Raw genomic sequence first — 2,082 nt, forward strand, 5'->3', positions numbered from 1 at the left:
ACCCGGGGGCGGCGGCTCGCGACGGGTCAGGCGTCGCTCTCGGCGGCGTGCCGGCCGGGGTGCGTCGGCTCGTGCTCCGCGGTGGCGGCGTTGCGCTGCAGGCGACGTCGCACGCCCCAGCCGATCGCGACCGCCACCAGCAGGAGGACGGAGATCGCCACGACGGGTGAGGCGACGAACAGGCGCACGCCCGCCCAGACGGCGCCGAAGCCGACGGTCGCCCAGATGACGGCCCACAGGAGCGAGCCGGGGATGGACGCGAGCGTGAACCGCAGGTAGCGCATGCGGATCAGCCCGGCCGAGGCGAAGACGGCCGTCTGGAGGCCGACGGTCAGGTAGGCGAGGGTGACGGCGACGGCGCCCCAGCGCCGCACGAGGTCGAGGCCGCGCTGCGCGGCGCGGGTGCTGGTCCAGCGCTCGAGGTGCTCCATCGTCGAGCGCCACCACGCGAAGCCCCGGTCGGAGTCGTGCACGTACTGCGCGCCGCGCGTGACGCCGCGCCCGGCCCAGTACGTCGCGTGCGAGCGGGCCAGCACGATGAAGAACAGCAGGACGACGGCGATGCCGACGGGCACGGTCGCGAGCCCGAACGCCGAGATGGGGTCGTCGTCCACGCGCCGATCCTAGGTCGCGGGGGCGCCGCCGGCCGGGTCGTCGGTCCCGGGGGTCGGTCGCGTGGAGCCTGCGGCACGGCCGGCAGGGGTCGGGGTCGCGGCGGGCGCGTGGGCGGCGCCGGCCGGTGCGGTGACGGTGGGGACGGGGTCGTCGCACACGTCGTCGACGATGAGCACGTCGTCGACCATGTCGGGGTGCGGGTCGTCGTCGGGGCGGTGCCGCTGGAGCGCGGGGCGCAGCGCGGCGGCGACGGTGTAGACGACGATCGCGAGGACGACGATGGTCGCGCCGGGCGGGATGTCCTGCCAGTACGTGAGGCCGAGCCCGACGACGCTGACGACGACCCCGATGACGCTCGCGAGCGTCATGGTGCGGCCGAACGACCGCGCGTAGAGCTGCGCGATCGCGACGGGCACGATCATGAGCGCGCTGACCAGCAGCAGGCCGACGACGCGCATCGCGATCGTGACGGTGAGCGCCGCGATCGTCGCGACGAGCATCGACAGCAGCCGCACGGGCATGCCGCTCGCACGGGCGAACTCCTCGTCGTGGCTCACGGCGAACAGCGCGGTGCGCAGCCCGAGCCCGACGCCGAGCACGAGCGCGGCGAGCGCGACGGTCCACCACAGGTCGGTCGTCGACACGGTCGAGATGGACCCGAACAGGTAGCTGATGAGGTTCGCGTTGGTGCCGCCCGCGACCTTGATGAGCAGCACGCCGCCGGCGATGCCGCCGTAGAACATGAGCGCGAGGGCCAGGTCCCCACTGGTGCGGCCGCGCTCGCGGACGAGCTCGATGACGACCGACCCGACGACCGCCGCGACGACGGCGCCGGGGACGGCGAGCGCGTCCTGCGGGACGAGCCCGGCCCACGACCCGACGAGCCAGCCGAGCGCGACACCCGTGAGCGCGACGTGGCCGATCCCGTCGCCCATGAGCGCCATGCGCCGCTGCACGAGGAACGTGCCGACGACGGGTGCGGCGGCGCCGACGAGCACGGCGGCGAGCAGCGCGCGCTGCATGAGCGGCGACGTGAGCATCTCGACGACCAGGTCCCAGGTCACGGGGTCACCTCCACGGTGATCGTGGGGCCGGTCGGCGGCGGCTCGGGGTCGGGGTGCGCGTGCGTGTGGTCGTGGTCGGCGTGCGCGTGCTCGGGCCGCGCGGCGGGTGGTGGCCCGTCGTGCGCGACGCGTCCGTGCCGCAGGACGACGGCGCGTTGGATGAGCCCGGCGAAAGGCCCGAGCTCGTGGAGGATCACGACGACGGCCGTGCCGGCGGCGTGCAGCCGTGCGACGGTGTCGACGAAGGTCGCCTGGGTGGGGATGTCGATGCCCGACGTCGGCTCGTCGAGCACGAGCAGGTCGGGGTCGCGGACGAGCGCCCGGGCGATGAGGACGCGCTGCTGCTGCCCGCCGGACATCTCCTGGACGCGCCGGTGCGCGCGGTCGGCGAGCCCGACGGACT

Annotated in this window: 3 protein-coding genes; all 3 read right to left on the minus strand. The window is 74.8% G+C overall.

Annotation, left to right across the window (positions count from 1 at the left end):
• Positions 1-26 precede the first annotated feature (26 nt).
• On the minus strand, positions 27-614 hold the full coding sequence (locus tag HGA02_RS17445) for a VTT domain-containing protein (RefSeq protein WP_168680483.1): 588 nt from the start codon (positions 612-614) through the stop codon (positions 27-29).
• A gap of 9 nt (positions 615-623) precedes the next feature.
• Positions 624-1,655 (minus strand): metal ABC transporter permease, encoded by a 1,032-nt coding sequence (locus HGA02_RS17450; RefSeq protein ID WP_246248018.1) that lies wholly within the window; start codon positions 1,653-1,655, stop codon positions 624-626.
• 20 nt (positions 1,656-1,675) lie between these two features.
• Positions 1,676-2,082: ATP-binding cassette domain-containing protein (locus HGA02_RS17455; protein ID WP_168680485.1), on the minus strand; the 407-nt coding region annotated here is incomplete at its 5' end.

This window comes from Cellulomonas septica (assembly GCF_012396155.1).
GTDB classification, from domain to species: domain Bacteria; phylum Actinomycetota; class Actinomycetes; order Actinomycetales; family Cellulomonadaceae; genus Cellulomonas; species Cellulomonas septica.